At 68.1% G+C, this 19,812-nt stretch carries 14 protein-coding genes and 1 pseudogene; 5 read left to right on the top strand and 10 right to left on the bottom strand.

What is annotated here, in order from left to right:
• Positions 1–66 precede the first annotated feature (66 nt).
• Together murJ and KGS77_RS16980 are read right to left on the bottom strand one after the other, a co-directional pair.
• Complete coding sequence (gene murJ, locus KGS77_RS16985; protein WP_242582518.1) at positions 67–2,334, bottom strand: murein biosynthesis integral membrane protein MurJ; 2,268 nt, start codon at positions 2,332–2,334, stop codon at positions 67–69.
• 46 nt (positions 2,335–2,380) lie between these two features.
• Positions 2,381–4,708 carry a DUF6049 family protein gene (locus KGS77_RS16980; RefSeq protein WP_242582516.1) on the bottom strand — a complete coding sequence of 776 codons (2,328 nt, stop codon included), beginning with the start codon at positions 4,706–4,708 and terminating at the stop codon, positions 2,381–2,383.
• A gap of 183 nt (positions 4,709–4,891) precedes the next feature.
• On the opposite strand from KGS77_RS16980, the gene KGS77_RS16975 reads away from it, so the two are divergent.
• Positions 4,892–6,367, top strand: coding sequence for a CCA tRNA nucleotidyltransferase (locus KGS77_RS16975; RefSeq protein WP_242582514.1), 1,476 nt, complete (start codon positions 4,892–4,894; stop codon positions 6,365–6,367).
• A 90-nt stretch (positions 6,368–6,457) separates the two neighbouring features.
• On the opposite strand, the gene KGS77_RS16970 is transcribed toward KGS77_RS16975, so the two are convergent.
• From KGS77_RS16970 to KGS77_RS16955, 4 genes are all read right to left on the bottom strand, one after another.
• Positions 6,458–7,021 carry a hypothetical protein gene (locus tag KGS77_RS16970; RefSeq protein WP_242582512.1) on the bottom strand — a complete coding sequence of 188 codons (564 nt, stop codon included), beginning with the start codon at positions 7,019–7,021 and terminating at the stop codon, positions 6,458–6,460.
• Between the two features lie 96 nt (positions 7,022–7,117).
• Positions 7,118–8,392 (bottom strand): MFS transporter, encoded by a 1,275-nt coding sequence (locus tag KGS77_RS16965; RefSeq protein ID WP_242582493.1) that lies wholly within the window; start codon positions 8,390–8,392, stop codon positions 7,118–7,120.
• An 89-nt stretch (positions 8,393–8,481) separates the two neighbouring features.
• Positions 8,482–9,564 carry an inositol-3-phosphate synthase gene (locus tag KGS77_RS16960; protein WP_242582491.1) on the bottom strand — a complete coding sequence of 361 codons (1,083 nt, stop codon included), beginning with the start codon at positions 9,562–9,564 and terminating at the stop codon, positions 8,482–8,484.
• A gap of 47 nt (positions 9,565–9,611) precedes the next feature.
• Positions 9,612–10,289, bottom strand: coding sequence for a PadR family transcriptional regulator (locus tag KGS77_RS16955; protein WP_242582488.1), 678 nt, complete (start codon positions 10,287–10,289; stop codon positions 9,612–9,614).
• A 359-nt stretch (positions 10,290–10,648) separates the two neighbouring features.
• Here KGS77_RS16955 and KGS77_RS16950 point away from each other — a divergent pair, with 359 nt between their 5' ends.
• Positions 10,649–13,342 (top strand): transglycosylase domain-containing protein, encoded by a 2,694-nt coding sequence (locus KGS77_RS16950; RefSeq protein ID WP_242582486.1) that lies wholly within the window; start codon positions 10,649–10,651, stop codon positions 13,340–13,342.
• A 114-nt stretch (positions 13,343–13,456) separates the two neighbouring features.
• Positions 13,457–14,941: a glycosyltransferase 87 family protein gene (locus tag KGS77_RS16945; protein WP_242582483.1), complete on the top strand. Its 1,485-nt coding sequence runs from the start codon at positions 13,457–13,459 to the stop codon at positions 14,939–14,941.
• Positions 14,942–15,085: 144 nt separating this feature from the next.
• Here KGS77_RS16945 and KGS77_RS16940 read toward each other — a convergent pair.
• The 4 genes and pseudogenes from KGS77_RS16940 to KGS77_RS16925 all read right to left on the bottom strand — a co-directional run bounded on the left by KGS77_RS16940 (position 15,086) and on the right by KGS77_RS16925 (position 18,571).
• Positions 15,086–15,781: pseudogene (locus KGS77_RS16940) on the bottom strand (IS5 family transposase).
• 131 nt (positions 15,782–15,912) lie between these two features.
• Entirely contained in the window at positions 15,913–16,944 is a 1,032-nt protein-coding gene (locus KGS77_RS16935) for an alanine racemase (RefSeq protein WP_242582469.1), read from the bottom strand.
• 62 nt (positions 16,945–17,006) lie between these two features.
• Positions 17,007–18,125 carry a peptidoglycan bridge formation glycyltransferase FemA/FemB family protein gene (locus tag KGS77_RS16930; protein ID WP_242582467.1) on the bottom strand — a complete coding sequence of 373 codons (1,119 nt, stop codon included), beginning with the start codon at positions 18,123–18,125 and terminating at the stop codon, positions 17,007–17,009.
• 128 nt (positions 18,126–18,253) lie between these two features.
• Positions 18,254–18,571: a hypothetical protein gene (locus tag KGS77_RS16925; RefSeq protein WP_242582465.1), complete on the bottom strand. Its 318-nt coding sequence runs from the start codon at positions 18,569–18,571 to the stop codon at positions 18,254–18,256.
• Positions 18,572–18,802: 231 nt separating this feature from the next.
• Between KGS77_RS16925 and rpsF the strand changes: the two genes are divergently transcribed.
• Both rpsF and KGS77_RS16915 read left to right on the top strand, forming a co-directional pair.
• Positions 18,803–19,093: a 30S ribosomal protein S6 gene (gene rpsF, locus KGS77_RS16920; RefSeq protein ID WP_003978891.1), complete on the top strand. Its 291-nt coding sequence runs from the start codon at positions 18,803–18,805 to the stop codon at positions 19,091–19,093.
• A gap of 81 nt (positions 19,094–19,174) precedes the next feature.
• Positions 19,175–19,756, top strand: a complete 582-nt coding sequence (locus KGS77_RS16915; RefSeq protein ID WP_242582464.1) for a single-stranded DNA-binding protein — start codon at positions 19,175–19,177, stop codon at positions 19,754–19,756.
• Positions 19,757–19,812 lie beyond the last annotated feature (56 nt).

Genomic DNA, 19,812 nt, shown 5'->3' with positions numbered 1-19,812 from the left:
CACGACAATTGTGCCCACAGTCCGCCACTATGCACGACACACGGTGGCGGTCGATGGTTGCGGTGGTCAACGCCCCAGCTTGGCGCGCACCATGCCGACCATGGCGTTCAGTTCTTCGATGCGCATTTTCCTCGCGGCCACGTAGAAGATCACCAAAAGTGCGGTGAGGCCACCTGCCAGCGCGGCGAGCGAGCCGAGGAGCCCGCTGCCGAGCGCCTTCATGATGACGTACACGATGGCGCCCGAGACCAGGGTTGCGGGAATACTCGCACCGGCCAGTCGTGCGTACGTACGCACGACGTGAGCGCCGTCCAGGTCGTCGCCCATCCGCTTGCGCAGGCGGCGCCACGCCACGCCGACACCGATGACGTACGCCAGACCGTAGGAGGCGGCCATGCCGACCACGGCCCACCGGGCGGGCAGCAGGAAGAAGCAGACGGCGGAGGCGGCGGCGTTGACGGCGGCGACGATCACCGTGTTGTAGAAGGGCGTGCGGGTGTCCTCGTACGCGTAGAAAACCCGCAGGACGACGTACTGCACGGAGAAGGGGATCAGGCCGACCCCGAAAGCCATCAGCATGTAACCCATCGACACGCCGGCGCCCGAGGAACCGTAGATCAGGGTGCACAGCGGCACGCCGATGGCCAGGAAGCCGAAGGACAGCGGGACGATGGCGACCGCGGAGGTGCGCAGGCCCTGGGACAGGTCGTCGCGGACGGCTCCGGTGTCCCCGTCGTGGGCCGAGCGGGACAGCCTGGGCAGCAGGGCGGCCATGACCGAGACGGTGATGATGGCCTGCGGCATGTTCCAGATGAGCTGGGCGCTGGCGTAGGCGATGTAGCCCGTGCCGGGATGGCCGCTCTGTGCGGCGGTGTCACCGGCGGAGGTGGAGAGCTGGGTGACGACCAGGACGCCGGCCTGGTTGGCGAGGACGAACAGGACCGTCCACTTGGCGAGCTTGGCGGCCTTGCCCATGCCGTGGCCGCGCCAGTCGAAGCGCAACCGGAGCTTGAATCCGGTGTCCCGGAGGTACGGGATCATCGCCAGCGCCTGGACGACCAGTCCCAGCAGAGTGCCGATGCCCAGCAGCCGGATGCCTTCGTCGGGGATGGTGGTGACGCCGATGTGGGAGGTCTTGGCGGAGCCGTAGACCCACAGGAACAGTCCGAAAGTGGCGATCATGACGATGTTGTTCAGGACCGGGGTCCACATCATCGCGCCGAAGCGGCCACGGGCGTTGAGGATCTGGCCCATGACCACGTGCATGCCCATGAAGAAGATCGTGGGGAGGCAGAAGCGGGTGAAGGCGACGGCGACCTCGTTGGCCGCCGGGTCGCGGGAGATGGGGTAGGAGACCAGCTTCACCAGGAGCGGTGCCGCGAGGACGGCCGCGACCGTCAGCACCCCCAGCACCACGACCACCAACGTCAGCAGGCGGTTGGCGTAGGCCTCGCCGCCGTCCTCGTCCTCCTTCATCGCGCGGACGAGCTGCGGGACGAAGACGGAGTTCAGGCCGCCGCCGATGGTCAGGATGAAGATCATCGTCGGCAGGGTGTAGGCGACCTGCCAGGCGTCACCGAGGACCGCGCCACCGAGCGCGGCGACGATCAGCGCCGAGCGGACGAAACCGGTGAGGCGGGAGACGATCGTGCCGGCGGCCATGACGGCGCTGGACTTGAGCAGACTGCCGGCCCGCCCGCCGGAGGACTTGGCGGGTGCGGCGGCGGCCGGCGGTTCGGGAACGGCCGCCGTCTCCGGGACGGGCTCCTGCTGCGGAGCCACGGGGCCCTGCTGGGCCGCCACGGCTGCCTGGTGCGGTCCCCAAGGCTCCTGCTGCGGTCCCTGAGGTCCCTGTTCGGGCGCCTTGTGTCCGCGCGGCTGGTAGGGCTGCTGGTCGCGGTAGAGGTGCGCGAAGGCGTCCTGTCCGGGCCGCTCGTCGGCGGCGTGGGTGATCAGGTCGTCCACGCCCACGAACTGCGTCGTCGCAGCGTCGTCACCGTACGGCAGATGGCGCGTGGGACCCTGCGGCTCGGGCGGCGGGGGCGGTGCCCACACCTGGGGATCGGGACGGTGCTGGGGCGGGGGCGGCTGCTGGTAGAGCGGCTGCGGCTGCTGCCCGGGCGGCGGCGGGGGATGTGCCGACCGGTCGTAGAGCGCCTCGGTCACCGGGTCCTGGGCCGTGGGGTCCTGCGTGCGATAGGGGTCGTGGGAGTAGGCGTCCTGCACGTAGGGGTCATGGGAGGAAGGCGAAGGCCCCTGGGAATGCGGGGGGACCTGCCTCGCCGGGTCGTCGCTCGCGCCCCGGCCGCGGTCACCGTCGTACGGCGCATTCATCGCTGCCCCACCTCATCCGTCCCCGGCCATCCGGCCCGGCCATCTATCAACGGTCCACTTTCTCACCTGAGCCGGACGCGTCCGAGCTTTGCGAACCGGTGTCCGGTGCCGGGTCACTCTGCTGCCCGGGTTCATCCCCGTCCATACCGGTCTTGCCGTCCTCGCCGTCTTCACCGGCGTTCGTATCCGTGCCCTCCGCGTCCTGCGCGGTGTCGTCGGCGTCCTGCGCCGTGCCGTGTGCCGCGGCGCGCTTGCGCTGGAGGTAGATACGGACGCCGGCCAGGACGAGCAGCAGGACGCCGCCCGCGATGACGAGCATCACGGTGGAGGTGATCTCGGTGACGTTCACCTCGAAGACCATCGCGTCACCATAGGGCTTGCCGTCCGCGGTGTAGAGCTGGGCGGTGACCCGTACGGGACCGTTGGCGTTCGCCGTGGTGTCGAACTTGAAGGACTGGCTGTGACCGCCGTCGACCTTGATGTCCTGGGGCTTGCCCGCGTTGAGCCGGTTGGGCTGCGAGGAGGTCAGTTCCAGCGTCATGCCCTTGACGCCCTGCAACAGGTTGTTCTGGACCGTCACCGGAATCGTCGCGCTGCGCCCGGAGAGCGTCGCGTTCGACTTCTGGATGAGCTGCACCTTTTTGGTCAGGTCGTCGAGGTAGCTGCGCACCGACGTGCGGAACCTTGTGGCGCCCGAGCCGTCGCCGCGCCACGCGGTGGACATCTCACGCATGACGGCGTTGCCGAAGGGTGTCACCACGCGCCGGGGGTCGGAGAGCACACCGGTGAAGTCGTCCAGCGCGGTCTTGGTGTCCTGGATCTCACGGAAGGCGTCGACGGGGAGCTCCTGCTTGCGCAGAGAGCCCGGGTAGGCACCACTGCCGGGAACCTGGCGGGTGGCCCCCGGATCGGGATCGGCCTTCGCCGCCTCGCTCAGGTTCAGGGGCTGCGTCCAGCCACCCGACGCCAGGGAGTTCAGCGCCGTGGCCATCGCCTGGGCCTGGGTGGTGGAGGGCCTGCGCTGGGGCGCGACGACGATGCTGCGCTGGCGGTTCGGTTCCTGCTGGTTGATCAGCAGGCTCTGGGCGAGGAATTCCTGTACGGCGAGGGTCGCGTTCCGCGCCTTGGCCATGTCGCCTTCGAAGGCGGTGGACAGCCGTGCGTCGGAGACGACGGCCGTGTTGCCGCCCCCGATGGGGCGGGCGGCCGTCGGGGTGTAGGACAGGCCGCCGTTCTCCCGGAGGCTGTCGCTGCGGGTGATGACGTTGTGGGCACCGGCGGAGGTGGCGACGTCGATGATCGAGGAGTCGATCGCTCCTTCGGCGGGCCAGGTGAAGTCCGTGCGCGGCTTGAACCCCAGGATGGTTTCCACGGTCTTGGCGGCAAGCTCGGTGGCCGGCGCGAGGTGACCGAGAGCACTGGGGACATTCTTGCCGTGGTGGGCGAGCGAGGCCAGATCGGGGTCGGCGAAGGGCAGCGCGACGACCTCGTGCGTCTTGACAGCCTTCTCCAGGTCGTTCAGCCACTGTTTGGCGACCGCCTGGTTCTTGCCCGCCACCGGACCGTCGGGGCCCTCGACCTTGTACGTCTCGGTCATCGCTTCGACGGAGGCGAGCAGGTCCGGGTCGACGACGAAGGTGACCGGGAGGTCTTTGCCGAGCGCGACGAGCTGCTGGAGCCGGCCTCCGGGGGCGATCTCCGACGCCAGGTCGTCGTTGCGGAAGACGGGAGTCTGGGCGGCGTCGGTCTCGGCCGTGAGGTGGGTGGCGGAGATCAGCGGCCACAGGTAGGTGAGCTTGGTCTTCTTGCCGGCACCTGACGGCTGCCAGGGCAGGAAGGTCCGCTCGATGCCCAGCACCCGCTCGTACCGCTCGTCGCGGGTTTGGCCGGACAGAGAGACACCGAGCGGGTAGACACCCTCACCACCGAGGCCGAGATCCTTCACGGGCACCCGGAGGGTGAAGTTCCTGCTGACGCCCGGTGCGAGGTCGGCGACCTTCGCCGTGTGCTTCTTGTCCTCCTGGCCGTCCACGCCGGGCAGGAAGCCGGTGCGCTTGGCCGCGCTGTCCATGGCACTGCGGCTGTCGATCTCCGGGCCGACCCGCAGACCGACGTGCGCGTCCGTGACCGGGGTGTCGCCTTTGTTGGTCAGGGTGCCGGAGACGGTGACGGAACCGTCCTTGGCCGGGGTGGAGGGGGTGAGGGAGTCGATGGCGACATCGACGGTGCGCGAGCCGCTGACCGCGCGGGCGGGAGTGGCCGGGGTCTGCAGCAGCCCCGCCAGGAGGGGGGCGCCGGCGAGCAGCGCCGCGGTGCGTCGCAGCCATCGACCGCGCGGCCGTTCAGTCTCCTGGAACCCTGCCGCCTCGGCCACGCGTTCGCCCGTCCCTCGTCGTCGTCAGTGGTCGTCGGAATGTGCGTCCACGAATGGTAACGAGGCCCGCTGCGGCTAAGTGCTGCGGACCGCGCCACGTGATCACTTGGGTTGTCGGCCGAACCGGTCGTGCCCTTGCTGACGGGAGGTCTCGCACGGCGTGGCCACGTACCCTGTTCTGTTGTGCCGAACGCCAACGATGACTTCTCCTCCCCGCAGACCGAGCGGACCCCGCAGCAGACGAACGCGCTGAGCCAGGTGCAGCGCCGAGCCGTCGGCGAGCTGTTGCGGGTTTCCCCCGTCGCGGACGACCTGGCCCGCCGATTCCAGGAGGCCGGGTTCACGCTTGCCCTGGTCGGCGGTTCGGTACGGGACGCCCTGCTCGGCCGGCTCGGCAACGACCTGGACTTCACCACCGACGCCCGGCCCGAGGACGTACTGAAGATCGTGCGGCCGTGGGCGGACGCGGTGTGGGAGGTCGGGATCGCCTTCGGCACGGTCGGCTGCAAGAAGGACTCCTTCGACATCGAGGTGACGACGTACCGCTCGGAGGCGTACGACCGCACCTCGCGCAAGCCCGAGGTGTCCTACGGCGACTCCATCGAGGAAGACCTGGTCCGCCGGGACTTCACGGTCAACGCCATGGCGGTGGCGCTGCCGCACAAGGAGTTCATCGACCCGCACGGTGGCCTGGAAGACCTGACCGCACGGGTACTGCGTACCCCGGGCACGCCGCAGGAGTCCTTCTCCGACGACCCGCTGCGGATGATGCGTGCGGCCCGGTTCGCCGCGCAGCTCGACTTCGAGGTGGCCCCCGAGGTCGTCGACGCGATGACGGCCATGGCGGAGCGTTTGGACATCGTCTCCGCGGAACGGGTCCGGGATGAGCTGAACAAGCTGATCAAGGCATCCCACCCCCGCAAGGGGCTGAAGCTGCTGGTCGACACCGGGCTCGCCGACCGGGTGCTGCCGGAGCTGCCCGCACTGCGGCTGGAACGTGACGAACATCACCGTCATAAAGATGTCTACGAGCACACGCTGACGGTCCTGGAGCAGGCCATCGACCTCGAAGAGGACGGGCCTGACCTGATCCTTCGGCTGGCTGCGCTGCTGCACGACATCGGCAAGCCGAAGACGCGTCGCTTCGAGCCGGACGGCCGGGTCTCCTTCCATCACCACGAGGTCGTGGGAGCGAAGATGACCAGGAAGCGGATGACCGCTCTGAAGTACTCCAACGACATGATCAAAGACGTGTCGCTGCTGGTGGAACTGCATCTGCGGTTCCACGGGTACGGAACGGGCGAGTGGACCGACTCCGCGGTCCGCCGCTACGTACGGGATGCCGGTCCGCAGTTGAAGCGACTGCACAAGCTGACCCGCTCGGACTGCACCACCCGCAACAAGCGCAAGGCCAACGCTCTGTCGCGGGCGTATGACGGGCTGGAAGAGCGCATCGCGCGGTTGCAGGAACAGGAGGAACTGGATTCGATCCGGCCCGACCTGAACGGCAACGACATCATGGAAACCCTGGGCCTGGCTCCGGGCCCGGAGGTCGGTCAGGCGTACAAGCATCTGCTTGAGCTTCGGCTGGAGAACGGGCCGATGGAACGAGAAGCGGCGATCGCCGCGCTCAAGGAATGGTGGGCCGCCCGGAGCTGAGAAGGCCGAGGTTTCACGTGAAACCGGTGGTCTGTCGACGACCGTGTTTCACGTGAAACAACGCCTCCGCGTCACCTCGGAGACGTTCGCTCAGCTCGACTTCGCATCGGTCAGGCAGAGGACGAACCTGGTGTCCGCGCGACGCCTGCGGTGCTGGCTCTCCGCATAGGCGGTGGTGCCAGCGGGGCAGACCTTCTGGTCGGTGGTGTCGTTGTGGACTTCCTTCACCTTGTACTGCGCATCCGCAGTGCCGCAGTCCACGATCTGAAGGTCCGGGTTGATCTGGTTGCCGTTGTTCTTCATGCAGTCGCCGACCTTGGCCTGGTCGGCGTCGTCCCTGGTGGCGAACCATCCGACGGCGAGGGCGATCACGGCTATGACGGCGATGGCCCCCTTCAGGATGATCTTGGGCGATACTCCCTTACGGGCAGGTGGCGGAGGAACCGGTGCCCCGCCCGGAGGCATGTACGGCTGCGGCGCCTGGGGGTAACCCGGCTGCGGTTGCTGCATGTACTGGCCTTGCGGTGGGTACGCGTAACCGCCCTGAGGCTGTCCGTACGGAGCCTGCGGGTACGGGCTCTGTCCGTACGGTTGCTGCCCGTACGGGGCCTGCCCGTACGGATTCTGCCCCTGCGGAGGCGGCGGCGTGCTCATGGGAGTCCCCCTGAAGATGGTGCCTGTCGGCGTGTGATGGACGCTCCGTAACGTATCGGGTCGCGGTGGATCGCCGAAGCGCGCGGTAGGGGCCCCTCACGGTGTGGGCGCCTGTCTCCGTGCAAAACGGGCGACTGTGACGGCGACGGCCGCGTAGAGGCAGGTGACGACACCGAGCAGGAAAGGGGATCGTCCGTCCGGCGGCAGCATGAGGGCCGCCACTCCCGCCGCGGCGACAAAAGCCACGTTGACCAGCACGTCGTACAGGGCGAAGCTCCGGCCGCGGAAGGCGTCCTCGACCGAGGACTGGACGACGGTGTCCGTGGCGATCTTCGCTCCCTGGCTGACCAGTCCGAGGAGGAAGGCGGCGGCCAGCATCGGCCCGGGGACGAAGAACAGGGAGAGGGCCGGTACCAGGACCGCCGCGGAACCGGCGCAGGCCGCGATCCAGCCGAGCTGGGACAGGCGGGCCGTCGCCCAGGGAGTGAGTACGGCCGCCGCGAAGAAGCCGGCGCCCGAGACGGTGACGGCCAGACCGAGGAGAGCCAGCCCCTCGGAGGCGTTGTCGGACCAGGCGTACCGGCACAGCATCAGGACCATGACCGTCAGGGCTCCGTAACAAAAGCGCAGCACCGTCATGGCGGCCAGCGCCTGGGCGGCGGTACGGCGCTCCGCGAGGTGGCGCAGCCCGGCGGCCAGGCCGTGCGCGGTGATCGACACCGACGCCACCAGGGCCGGTCGAGGGCGTGTGCGGTCGGGCCCGAGCAGCGCCGGAGACATACGGAGCGCCATGAGGGCGGCACAGAGGTACAGAGCCGCGCCGAGCACCACGACCAGGGCGTTGGAACGGATGCCGAGGAGCCGTACGAGGAAGACCAGGGAGGCGCCGGCCGTGGTGGCGAGAGTTCCGGCCGTCGGGGAGAGGGAGTTGGCCATGACGAGTCTGTCCACATCGTCGACGACGCGCGGCAGGGCGGCCGAAAGCCCGGCCAGGACGAAGCGGTTGACGGCCGTGACGGACAGCGCCGAGGCGTAGAACAGCCAGTCGGGAACCTCGGCGACGATCAGCGCGGCCGTGCCGAGGGCGAGTGCGGTGCGCAGCAGATTGCCGTACAGCAGGACCTGGCGGCGTCGCCAGCGGTCCAGCAGAACCCCGGCGAAAGGCCCCAGCAGTGAGTAGGGGAGCAGCAGGACGGCCATGGCGGTGGCGATGGCGGCGGGAGTCGCCTGTTTCTCCGGGGTGAAGACGACGAACGAGGCGAGCGCGGCCTGGTAGACGCCGTCGGCGGCCTGGGAGAGGAGCCGCACGGACAGCAGGGAGCGGAAGTCGCGCAACGTGAGCAGTATGCGGAGGTCACGCACAACGGACATGGTCCACAGCCTCACACAGCCCGCAGGCCCCCGGTCGGATGTCCGGGGGCCTGCGGGGAGGTGGAGGTGCAGAGGTGAGCGGCGGGCGCTTAGCGCTCGACCTCGCCCCTGATGAACTTCTCGACGTTCTCCCGCGCCTCGTCGTCGAAGTACTGCACCGGCGGGGACTTCATGAAGTACGAGGAGGCGGAGAGGATCGGCCCGCCGATCCCGCGGTCCTTGGCGATCTTCGCGGCGCGCAGCGCGTCGATGATGATGCCCGCGGAGTTGGGAGAGTCCCAGACCTCAAGCTTGTACTCCAGGTTCAGCGGGACCTCGCCGAAGGCCCGGCCTTCCAGGCGTACGTAGGCCCACTTGCGGTCGTCCAGCCAGGACACGTAGTCCGACGGACCGATGTGAACGTTGTCCTCGCCCAGCTCGCGGTCGCGGATCTGCGAGGTCACGGCCTGCGTCTTGGAGATCTTCTTGGACTCCAGGCGCTCCCGTTCGAGCATGTTCTTGAAGTCCATGTTGCCGCCGACGTTCAACTGCATCGTGCGGTCCAGGATCACACCGCGGTCCTCGAACAGCTTGGCCATCACGCGGTGCGTGATCGTGGCGCCCACCTGGGACTTGATGTCGTCCCCGACGATCGGCACACCGGCCTCGGTGAACTTGTCCGCCCACTCCTTGGTGCCGGCGATGAAGACCGGGAGGGCGTTGACGAAAGCGACCTTGGCGTCGATGGCGCACTGGGCGTAGTACTTGGCGGCGTCCTCGGAGCCGACCGGGAGGTAGCAGACCAGAACGTCGACCTGCTTGTCCTTGAGGACCTGCACGATGTCGACCGGGGTCTCCTGGGACTCCTCGATGGTCTGGCGGTAGTACTTGCCCAGCCCGTCCAGGGTGTGCCCGCGCTGCACGGTGACGCCCGAGTGCGGCACATCGCAGATCTTGATCGTGTTGTTCTCGCTGGCGCCGATGGCATCCGCCAGGTCGAGGCCGACCTTCTTGGCGTCGACGTCGAAGGCGGCCACGAACTCGATGTCACGCACGTGGTAGTCGCCGAACTGCACGTGCATGAGGCCGGGCACACGGCTGTCGGGGTCGGCGTCTTTGTAGAACTCGACGCCCTGGACCAGCGAGGCGGCGCAGTTGCCCACGCCGACGATGGCTACGCGAACCGAACCCATTCCGGTTGCTCCCTGTGTTCTCGACGAGGTTCCGCGGATGCGGGACCTCATGTGGTGGTGTCATCGGACGGGTCCGGCCGGGTTCCACCCCGGTGCCGGGGCAGGCCGTCCGTGTTTCCTGCCGTGTCCTTCTTGTCCTGCTCGGCGGGCTCCGAGGCGCGTTGGTCGCGCCCGGCGCGCTCGCTCTCGATCAGCTCGTTCAGCCACCGGACCTCGCGTTCCACGGACTCCATGCCGTGCCGCTGGAGCTCAAGGGTGTAGTCGTCCAGCCGCTCACGAGTACGGGCCAAGGAGACGCGCATCTTTTCGAGGCGCTCTTCCAGGCGACTGCGGCGACCTTCCAGCACCCGCATGCGTACGTCCCGTGAGGTCTGCCCGAAGAAGGCGAAACGGACGCCGAAGTGCTCGTCCTCCCATGCTTCCGGGCCGGAGTGGGTGAGCAGTTCTTCGAAGTGCCCCTTCCCCTCTGCCGTGAGCCGGTAGACGATCTTCGCCCGGCGCCCGGCCAGGGAAGTGGCGGGCGGTTCCGGAGAGCAGCCCGTCTCCTCTGCCAGCCAGCCGTTCGCGACCAGCGCCTTGAGGCAGGGATAGAGCGTGCCGTAGCTGAACGCACGGAAGACCCCAAGCGAGGTGTTGAGCCGTTTGCGCAGCTCGTAGCCGTGCATGGGGGATTCGCGGAGCAGTCCGAGGACAGCGAACTCAAGGATGCCGGATCGCCTGCTCATCCCCGCCTCCCTGGATGCGTGCGTTCTTTATGCCGAGCTGATGTATCGACTCGATACATCCAGACGATAGATCGAGCATACGAACGGGACAAGAGGGGGGATGGTGAACGGCGTCACATCCGTGATTCGCGCTGGTCACCTGACTGATTTGGAGTGAATTTCGGCGGTGAGCAGGTTTTGGGCGTGCGTAGTCTGTGCGGCATGCAGACTGCCGGGAACCGTGGGACGAGAAGTGGCGTCCCCGCCCTTGGTGTAGTGCGACCCGTGAGCCAGCGGCGGGCCGTGCGTCGGGGGGACCTGAAGTCAACTGCCGCCATCAGGCGATGAGATAGCGCGCCTGCCCGAGGAGTATCCGTTCCATGAGCGAGCACCGCCGCAAACCGCCCCAGCCGCAGGGCGGCGGACGTGCTGCGGCCCGACGCGCCGCACAACAGCCCTCGGGGCGCCGCGCCGCGCCTTGGCGTGACGCCGCCCCCGGGCCGGGGAATGCCGCCGGCTCCGGTTCTGACCCGTACGGCCGGCAGAGTCCGTACGGTGGCCGGGCGGAAGCCCGCCGGGCCGCCCAGCGCGGTGGACGACGCCGTACCTCGGAAACCGCCGCGATGGCGTCGGACGGTGGTCGTGGAGGGCGCGGCGGTGGCCGGCGGGCCGGTGGCGGCGGTGGCCGTGACGGAGGAAGAGGCGGCGGGCGGCCCGGCAAGAGGCGTCTCATCGACTACCCGCGGGCCGGCCGGTTCGGCTGGCGCCGGTTCGTGCCGTCGTGGAAGCAGGTGCTCGGTACGTGCGTCGGCTTCCTCGGTCTGCTGGTGGGGGCCGCGGGCATCGCCCTGGCCTATGTGGACGTGCCCGATCCGCAGAAGGCGGCATCGCTGCAGAAGAACGTCTACTACTGGGCCGACGGCAAACCGATGGTGGTGGCCGGTGGCGGTGACCTCAACCGCCAGATCGTGCCGCTCTCATCGATCCCGAAGTCCATGCAGAACGCGGTGATCGCAGCCGAGAACGCTTCGTTCTGGGACGACTCGGGAGTCGACCCGATGGGCATCGCACGGGCGGTCCTCAACATGGCCAAGGGAGGTGAGACACAAAGTGGCTCGACGATCACCCAGCAGTACGTGAAGAACATGTACCTGGACCAGTCGCAGACCATAAAGCGCAAGGTGACCGAGCTGTTCATCTCGGTCAAGGTGGGCATGAAGGAGGACAAGCACGACATCCTCAAGGGCTACCTCAACACTGCCTACTACGGCCGCGGCGCGTACGGGATCCAGGCGGCGTCGCGGGCCTACTACGACAAGGACTGCGACAAGCTCACGCCGAGCGAGGGCGCTTTCCTGGCGACGCTGCTCAACGGGCCGAACCTCTACGACCCCTACATCACGACGGAGACCAAGGGCGGCAACCGCCAGCGGGCCGAGACCCGTTGGAAGTGGATCCTGGACCGTGAGGTCGAGGTCGGGTCGATGTCCAAGGCCGCGCGCGCGAAGATCACCGAGTTCCCCAACCCGCGCAAGCCCAAGAAGGCGATGGACCTGCGGGGACAGAAGGGCTACCTCGTCGACCTCGCCAACAACTACATCACCACGAACACCGATATCTCCGACAAGCTGTTGAAACAGGGTGGCTACGAGATCCACACGACCTTCGACCGGAAGAAGGTCGAGGAGCTGACCAAGGCCGTGGAGCGGGTCACCAAGGAACACATCAAGCCTGATCAGCGGGAAGTCGACAAGTACGTACAGTTCGGCGGCGCCTCGGTCGAGCCGGGAACGGGCAAGATCGTCGCCATCTACGGTGGCAAGGACGCGACCCAGCACTACACCAACAACGCGGACTTCACCGGGGTCCAGGTCGGCTCCACCTTCAAGCCCTTCGTCCTGGCGGCGGCGATGGACAAGGGCGTAAGGGACCCGCGTGACCCCTCCACGCGCACCAGGGTCTCGCCGAGCAGCGTCTACAACGGCAACAACAAGCTGAAGCTCCTCAACTACGACGGGACCGTCTGGCACGACAAGGACGGTCAGGAGTGGCACCAGCGAAACGACGGCAACGAGAGCCGCGGCAGGATCAGCCTGCGTACCGCGATGCAGTACTCCGTCAACACCCCCTACATCCAGTTGGGCATGGACGTCGGGACGGAGACGGTGAAGCAGGCGGCCATCGACGCGGGCCTGCGCGATGACCGCAGCATGGCGAAGACCACTCCGACCTACTCACTGGGCACCTCCGCTCCCAGCGCCATCCGGCTGGCCGGCGCGTACGCCACCTTTGCCGCCAGCGGCCAGCAGGACGACCCCTACTCGGTCGAGAGCGTCGAGAAGGACGGCAGGGAGGTGTACAAGCACGTCAAGAAGCCGAAGACGGGCTTCAGCCCGGCGGTGGCGGACAACGTCACGGACGTCTTGAAGACCGTCGTGGAGAAGGGCACCGGTACGGCCGCCCAGCTTCCTGACGGGCGCGAAGTGGCGGGCAAGACCGGCACCACCGACGACAACAAGTCGGCGTGGTTCGCGGGCTACACCAAGCAGCTCGCCACCACGATCGGGATGTGGCGGGTCGATGACCAGGCCAAACACCAGAAGTTCGAGAAGATGTACGGCGTCGGCGGCGAGGAGAAGATCCACGGAGCCTCCTTCCCGGCGCGCATCTGGGCCGACTACATGACCGAGGCCATGCAGGGAAAGCCGCTGCTGCCCTTCCCCAAGCCGGGGCCGATCGGCCAGACGGTGTACGGCGAGGGCATGAGCCCGTCGCCGACGCCTCCGCCGGTCACCACGCCGCCGACCACTTCTCCGTCACCGACCCAGTCGCACACCACTCCCCCGGCGACGACCTCCCCGAGCCCCACGCCGACCGAGACCTGTTCGGAATGGAACGTCCGCTGCCGCCACGGTCACGGGGGCGACACCACCTCAAATGGTGGGGGCAACGGCGGCCGTCCGGGTGGCGGCACCGGTGGTGAGACGACTCCTCCCTCCGAACCGCCTCCGGGCAACAATGACGCGGGCGGTCTCTTCGGAGGTCCGGACGACGGCGGACAGGATGAATGGTGATCGCTGACCCCGCTCGTTTCACGTGAAACACGACAGCGTGAAGCCCTCGCTCCACTCACACGGAGCGAGGGCTTCGCCCTTTCCGTCTCAGGTGTGTACGGCAGGATGGGGCGCATGACGAGCGTGCGACAGGACGAGCCCGTACGGCCCACGAAACGGGACGAAGTGGCGGCGGCTGCGAGCGAACTGATCGGCGGGCCGATCGGGCGCCGTGCGCTGGTCGGCACGCACTGGTGGACGCCGGTGCGGATCATCGCGCTCGTGGCCATCGGAATGTTCGCGCTCGGCATGGTGCAGAAGCTGCCGTGCTACGACGACGGGTGGTTCTTCGGCGCGACCAGTCAGTACACCCACGCCTGCTACTCCGACATCCCGCACCTCTACACGGGGCGGGGCTTCGCCGACGGTCTCATTCCGTACTTCGACAAGCTGCCCGGGGACATGACGTACCTGGAGTACCCCGTGCTCACCGGTGTCTTCATGGAGGTCGCCTCCTGGCTGACGCCGAAAAGCGGAGCCATTCAGCACCGGGAGCAGATGTACTGGATGGTCAACGCCGGGATGTTGATGGTGTGCGCTGCGGTCATCGCGGTATGCGTGGCCCGCACCCATCGGCGTCGGCCGTGGGACGGCCTGCTGGTCGCCCTGGCCCCGGCGTTCACGCTGACTGCCACCATCAACTGGGACCTGCTGGCGGTCGCGCTGACCGCTGCCGCGATGCTCATGTGGTCGCGCAGCCGCCCCCTGGCAGGTGGCGTGCTTATCGGCCTGGCGACCGCGGCGAAGCTCTACCCGGTGCTGCTGCTCGGTCCGCTGTTCGTCCTGTGCTGGCGGGCCGGGAAGTGGCGCGCGTACGGAAGTGCGCTGGCCGGCGCGGTGGTCGCGTGGCTGGTCGTCAACGTGCCGGTCATGATCACGCACGACGGGGCCGGGTTCCACATCCGGGAGGGATGGGCGAAGTTCTACACCTTCAGCCAGGAGCGGCCCATCGACTTCGGTTCGGTCTGGCTGCTGATCTCCCAGCGCACCGGCAATGCGCTGGAGGACGTGAACCTCTACGCGCTGGCCTCGATGTTCCTGGGCTGTGCCGCGATAGCGCTGCTGGCCCTGTACGCACCGCGCCGTCCGCGCCTGGCACAGCTCGCCTTCCTGGTAGTCGCCCTGTTCGTCGTCACCAACAAGGTCTACTCACCGCAGTACGTGCTGTGGCTGGTCCCGCTCGCCGTGCTGGCCCGGCCCCGTTGGCGGGACTTCCTGATCTGGCAGGGATGCGAGGTCCTGTACTTCCTGGGCATCTGGATGTACCTCGCCTACACCGGCAACGGCGACAAGCACCAGGGGCTGCCCCTGGACGGCTACCAGCTCGCGCTCGTACTGCATCTGCTGGGGACGCTGTACCTGTGCGCGCTGGTCGTACGGGACATCCTGCTGCCCGAGCGGGACGTCGTGCGCCGGGACGGGGACGACGACCCTTCGGGCGGCGTACTGGACCGGGCGCCGGATGTGTTCGTGCTGGGGCGGGCGGAGCACTCCACCGTACGTCGTGCGGTGCTCGTCGAAGGAAAGGCCACCGTCCGCTGGGGTGCCGCCCGCGAGTGAGGCAGCCGTCCGCCGTCCCCAGGGCGAGCGGAAGGCACAGGAGGCCGACGGCACCGGCAGGGCCATGGAAAGGTCCTGAGCCACCGTCCGGTTCTTGCGGATCTCGAACATCGCACCCCTTGAACTGGGGTGTTACGACAACCGTTAGGTCGTTTCTGATGGCTCTTGGACGGTGTCACGGAGCCAGATGGTGATCGCGGCGAAGGTCAGGGTGCCGTTGAAGACGTAGTCACGCGTGGCGAAGCGGGTGGCCACCGCGCGGAGCTGCTTCCACTGGCACACGCACCGCTCGACCGCGTTGCGACGCCGGTACTGGGCCCTGTCGAAGGCCGGTGGGCGACCGCCGCCCCGGACCCGCCGCCAGCCAGCAGATGGACCCTGGTGGTCAGCCCGCCCCGTGTGCGCCCCCGCGCCTTTCGCCCATCGGCCTTCACACGCGCTCCGCCCCCTTTTGCGGGAAGCCGGACGGCGCGCGATGCCGGGCCCCGGCCGCGTGCTGGTGCGCCCGGCAGGAGGTGGAGTCGAGGTTCACCGCCCACTCCCGCTCCCGCTCGCGGGCCAGGCACCGTCCGGATCGCCGGCATCCGCCTCGATGTGCAGCTCCGCCAGGATGCGTTGCCAGGTGCCGCCCGCCGACCATCGACGATGCCGCTCATAGACGGTCTGCCAGGGCCCGTACCGCTCCGGCAGATCCGGCCAGGGCACCCCGGTCCGGGCCCGGAACAACACGCCGTTCACCACCGTGCGGTGATCGGACCATTGCCCACCGGGGCGGCCGTTGGCCGACAGCAACGGCTCGATCTTCCGCCACTGCACATCGGTCAGTTCACGTCGCCGCACCCTGCCCGACGCGTGCCCAGCTCAGAGCTTGGTCCATCCCGACCGACAAGAGCCATCAACGAACTGGAACTCAAGCAGTGCTCGCGGTCCCAGGGCCGAAACGTCTCGGGAGCCTGTCGTCCTGGGCGGGGTCAGCGTTCCACGATGCGGTCGAACTGCGTGGTGGTGTGCCGCAGGTGCGCCACGAGCTCCTCACCGATCCGCGGCTCGGGTGCGTCCCCCGGCACGAAGAGGATGGAGACCTGCATGTGCGGCGGCTCCGCGAACCACCGCTGCTTGCCTGCCCACACGTACGGCGAGAGGTTGCGGTTGACGGTCGCCAGGCCGGCCCGCGCGACACCCTTGGCGCGTGGCATCACGCCGTGCAGGGCCTTGGGCGACTCCAGGCCGACACCGTGCGAGGTGCCGCCGGCCACGACGACCAGGTAACCGTCGGAGGCGGCCTTCTGCTGCCGGTAGCCGAAACGGTCGCCCTTGGAGACACGGGTGACGTCCAGGACCGATCCGCGGTACTCGGTTGCCTCGTGGTCGCCGAGCCACAGTCGCGTACCGATGCGGGCGCGGAAGCGCGTCTGCGGGAACTGCTGCTGAAGGCGGGCGAGCTCCTCGGACTTCAGGTGGCTGACGAACATCGTGTGCAGCGGCAGCCCGGCGTTGCGCAGCCGGTCCATCCAGCCGATGACTTCCTCGACCGAATCGGAGCCGTCGGTACGGTCCAGGGGCAGGTGGATCGCGAACCCCTCCAGCCGTACGTCCTCGATGGCCGCGGCGAGCTTGGGCAGGTCCTCCGGCGCGATGCCGTGCCGCTTCATGCTGCTCATGACCTCGATGACGATCCGGGCGCCGACCAGGCCGCCCACTCCCTCGACCGAGGAGACCGAGCGGATCGCGCGGTCCGGCAGCGGAACCGGTTCTTCGCCGTGCCGGAAGGGCGTGAGGACGAGCAGGTCGCCGCTGAAGAAGTCCTTGATGCGGGCGGCTTCGTAGGTCGTGCCGACCGCAAGGAGGTCGGCGCCCAGCAGCGCGGCCTCCTCGGACAGACGCTCGTGGCCGAAGCCGTAACCGTTGCCCTTGCAGACCGGGACCAGGCCCGGGAACTGCTGGAGAACGCTCTGCTGGTGCGCCCGCCAGCGCGCGGTGTCGACGTAGAGGGTGAGCGCCATGGCCGGGCCCAGGACCTTTCTCGTGGCTGCGGTGTGTCGGAGGTCGAACGGTCGAACAGTGATCAGCGGCGCGACATGTACATGTCGAGCGCCTTGTGCAGGAGCTTGTTGAGCGGGAAATCCCACTCGCCCAGGTACTCCGCCGCCTGGCCACCGGTGCCGACCTTGAACTGGATCAGGCCGAAGAGGTGGTCGTTCTCATCGAGCGAGTCGCTGATGCCGCGCAGGTCGTAGACGGTGGCGCCCAGCGCGTAGGCGTCACGCAGCATCCGCCACTGCATGGCGTTGGAGGGCCGGACCTCACGGCCGATGTTGTCCGAGGCGCCGTAGGAGTACCAGACGTGGCCGCCGACGACCAGCATCGTCGCGGCGGAGAGGTTCACGCCGTTGTGCCGCGCGAAGTACAGCCGCATGCGGTTGGGGTCCTCGGTGTTCAGGGCCGTCCACATGCGCTGGAAGTAACCGAGGGGCCGCGGGCGGAAGCGGTCGCGCTCCGCGGTGATCTCGTACAGACGCTGCCACTCGGGAAGGTCCTGGTAACCCCCCTGGACGACCTCGACACCGGCCTTCTCGGCCTTCTTGATGTTGCGCCGCCACAACTGGTTGAAGCCCTTGTGGACATCCTCCAGGGAGCGGTTGGCCAGCGGGACCTGGAAGACGTAGCGCGGCTGTACGTCACCGAAGCCGGCGCCGCCGTCCTCACCCTGCTGCCAGCCCATGCGGCGCAGCCGGTCGGCGACCTCGAAAGCGCGCGGCTCGATGTACGTGGCCTCGACATCGCGCAGTCGCTTGACGTCCGGGTCCTGGATGCCGGTCTTGATCGCCGAGGCGTCCCAGCGGCGGATGATGACCGGAGGCCCCATCTTCACGGTGAAGGCGCCCTGCTGCTTGAGGTGGGTGAGCATCGGCCGCAGCCAGTCCTCAAGGTTCGGGGCGAACCAGTTGATCACCGGACCCTCGGGCATGTAGGCCAGGTAACGCTTGATCTTGGGCAACTGGCGGTAGAGGACCAGACCCGTGCCGACCAACTGGCCGCTCGTGTCGAACCACCCCAGGCTCTCCGAGCGCCACTCGGCCTTCACGTCGGCCCAGGCGGGGACCTGCATGTGGCTCGCCGCGGGCAGACTCTGGATGTACGCCAGATGCTGCTCTCGGCTGATGGTCCTCAGGGTCAGGCTCATGCGGGGCGCTCCTCGGCAGGTTTGTCCCCATGGTCGGGGCTCCGGCTCTCGCGCCGAAGCCTACTGTGACAGGGGAGCGCCCCGTTTGGGCGTACGGGTGCTGTGCCCGTGCACCCTCCCGTGCGACGTCAGCCGAGTACGCCGCCGAAGAGTCCGCCATGGGCCATGCCGAGGAAGAAGCCGACCGCCGCGGCGCCGAGTCCGATGACCAGCAGGAAGCGCTCGCCCGTGGTGGCGGAGATGAACTGTCCCCAGGCACCGGTGAAGATCCCGATCAGTCCGGTCCATGAACTGACCAGGTGCAAGTGGTGGAAATGGGCGGTGAGAAATGCGGTCGCGCCGAGCACCAGGGTCACGGCGACAAAGGCGTTCTCGACGGGATGGGCCTTGCCATCGCTGTTCAGGAGCGAGAGGAGGCCGTGCTGCGGCCGTACTGCTTGTGCCATGCGGCACCTCCGAAGACAGGGCGGCGAACTGTAACGCCGCTCACACCCGTTGTGTTCCAGATTGGGGGGATCGGCGGCCGGATTTCAACCGGAAGCCCCTCGGCGGGTACTCTGTACGATCTGCGCCCATGTCTGCCCAGGTTCGCCTGTACGGACCGGGTGCGGAACGCATCAAGACCCTCCTGCCACGGAACGACCGTGGCCGCTGAGTCCAAAGGAGGTGGGTTCTACATGCGTCACTACGAGGTGATGGTCATCCTCGACCCCGATCTCGAGGAGCGCGCTGTCTCCCCGCTGATCGAGAACTTCCTCTCCGTCGTCCGTGAGGGCAACGGAAAGGTCGAGAAGGTCGACACCTGGGGCCGTCGTCGTCTCTCGTACGAGATCAACAAGAAGCCCGAGGGCATCTACTCGGTCATCGACCTGCAGGCCGAGCCTGCGGTCGTCAAGGAACTCGACCGTCAGATGAACCTGAACGAGTCGGTCCTGCGGACCAAGGTCCTCCGTCCCGAGACCCACTGAGCGCGTCAGCGCCAGCGGTAACCGGGTTCGAGTAGCAGCAACACCAGCAGCCAGCAGCACACCCGCCGAGAGGTTCCCCTAATGGCAGGCGAGACCGTCATCACGGTCGTCGGCAATCTTGTCGACGACCCCGAGCTGCGCTTCACCCCGTCGGGTGCGGCGGTCGCGAAGTTCCGCGTCGCGTCCACCCCCCGCACCTTCGACCGCCAGACCAACGAGTGGAAGGACGGCGAGAGCCTGTTCCTGACCTGCTCGGTGTGGCGTCAGGCGGCGGAGAACGTCGCCGAGTCCCTCACGCGGGGTACCCGTGTGATCGTGCAGGGCCGCCTCAAGCAGCGGTCGTACGAGGACCGCGAGGGCGTCAAGCGCACGGTCTACGAGCTCGACGTCGAGGAAGTCGGCGCGAGCCTGAAGAACGCCACGGCCAAGGTCACCAAGACCACCGGCCGCGGTGGCCAGGGCGGCGGCTTCGGCGGCGGTCAGCAGGGCGGTGGCCAGGGTGGCGGCGGCTGGGGCGGCGGCCCCGGCGGCGGCCAGGGCGGCGGCGCTCCCGCTGACGACCCCTGGGCGACCGGTGCCCCTGCGGGCGGCGGCCAGCAGGGCGGCGGCGGTGGCTGGGGCGGTGGCTCCGGCGGCGGCTACTCGGACGAGCCGCCTTTCTAGGCCCGTACATCTGGCCCGTACATGCGTCGTTTCACGTGAAACGCGGTTTCACGTGA

The sequence above is a fragment of the Streptomyces sp. MST-110588 genome (assembly GCF_022695595.1).
Lineage (GTDB): Bacteria > Actinomycetota > Actinomycetes > Streptomycetales > Streptomycetaceae > Streptomyces.
Note: the sequence above shows the minus strand (reverse complement) of the source record. Positions and strands in the feature narration are given on the sequence as shown.

Bases quoted from the DNA above. Each gene is read 5' to 3' on its own strand.
- murJ (WP_242582518.1), bottom strand. From the start codon at position 2,334: ATGAATGCGCCGTACGACGGTGACCGCGGCCGGGGCGCGAGCGACGAC.
- KGS77_RS16970 (WP_242582512.1), bottom strand. From the start codon at position 7,021: ATGAGCACGCCGCCGCCTCCGCAGGGGCAGAATCCGTACGGGCAGGCC.
- KGS77_RS16965 (WP_242582493.1), bottom strand. From the start codon at position 8,392: ATGTCCGTTGTGCGTGACCTCCGCATACTGCTCACGTTGCGCGACTTC.
- KGS77_RS16960 (WP_242582491.1), bottom strand. From the start codon at position 9,564: ATGGGTTCGGTTCGCGTAGCCATCGTCGGCGTGGGCAACTGCGCCGCC.
- KGS77_RS16955 (WP_242582488.1), bottom strand. From the start codon at position 10,289: ATGAGCAGGCGATCCGGCATCCTTGAGTTCGCTGTCCTCGGACTGCTC.
- KGS77_RS16950 (WP_242582486.1), top strand. From the start codon at position 10,649: ATGAGCGAGCACCGCCGCAAACCGCCCCAGCCGCAGGGCGGCGGACGT.
- KGS77_RS16945 (WP_242582483.1), top strand. From the start codon at position 13,457: ATGACGAGCGTGCGACAGGACGAGCCCGTACGGCCCACGAAACGGGAC.
- KGS77_RS16935 (WP_242582469.1), bottom strand. From the start codon at position 16,944: ATGGCGCTCACCCTCTACGTCGACACCGCGCGCTGGCGGGCGCACCAG.
- KGS77_RS16930 (WP_242582467.1), bottom strand. From the start codon at position 18,125: ATGAGCCTGACCCTGAGGACCATCAGCCGAGAGCAGCATCTGGCGTAC.
- KGS77_RS16925 (WP_242582465.1), bottom strand. From the start codon at position 18,571: ATGGCACAAGCAGTACGGCCGCAGCACGGCCTCCTCTCGCTCCTGAAC.
- rpsF (WP_003978891.1), top strand. From the start codon at position 18,803: ATGCGTCACTACGAGGTGATGGTCATCCTCGACCCCGATCTCGAGGAG.
- KGS77_RS16915 (WP_242582464.1), top strand. From the start codon at position 19,175: ATGGCAGGCGAGACCGTCATCACGGTCGTCGGCAATCTTGTCGACGAC.